Source organism: Methanosaeta sp. UBA356 (assembly GCF_002496465.1).
Taxonomy (GTDB): domain Archaea; phylum Halobacteriota; class Methanosarcinia; order Methanotrichales; family Methanotrichaceae; genus Methanothrix; species Methanothrix soehngenii.
The window spans coordinates 52,815-53,565 of record NZ_DAKC01000053.1; the positions used below are offsets into that span (position 1 = coordinate 52,815).

The 751-nt window shown below is 60.2% G+C and carries 1 pseudogene; it reads left to right on the plus strand.

What is annotated here, in order from left to right:
• Positions 1-751: pseudogene (gene pheT / locus BP727_RS04705) on the plus strand (phenylalanine--tRNA ligase subunit beta); the annotation flags it as partial.

Genomic DNA, 751 nt, shown 5'->3' on the forward strand with positions numbered 1-751 from the left:
TGACCAGCGTCACCGAGGAGACGGAGGATCTCTTCATCGATGTCACCGGGACCGACCCTGTGGTCCACAAGGCCCTGAACATCGTGGTCACCTCTCTGGCGGAGCGGGGAGGGAAAATAGAGAGCGTTCTGGTCAAGAGGAGCGAGGGCGACTTTCTCAGCCCGGATCTGTCGCCCGCCAGCTGGAAGGTGAGAACTGAGGAGGCCAACCGGCTGATAGGATTTGATCTGACGGGAGCAGAGCTGGCTGAATGCCTGAAGAGGATGCGCTTTGGAGCCGTCACCGCCGGCGAGGAGATGGATGATATCGTGGTGGTGCAGGTCCCGGCCTACCGGGCGGATATAATGCACTCCTGGGACATCTTCGAGGATGCGGCCAAGGCATATGGCTACGACAATCTGGAAGCCCGGCTTCCCCAGACGGTGACCGTGGGCCGGGCCCATTCTTCTGAAGTGCGCAAGGGAGAGATCAGGGAGATCATGGCCGGCCTCGGGTATCTGGAGACCATGCCCTTCACCCTGACCAATGAGTTGGTGCACTTCCAGTGGATGCGCCGATCTGCTGCTCCGGAGGCGGCGGGAGCGGTGCGGGTGCTGCACCCCATAAGCGAGCTGCATACCATCCTCCGTACCTCGCTTCTCAGCTCCCTTCTGGAGATCTTCGCCCTCAATCAGCATCATCCTCTTCCCCAGAGGATATTCGCTGCCGGGGATGTGGTGAAAGACAAGAAGACCAGGATGAATCTGGCTGC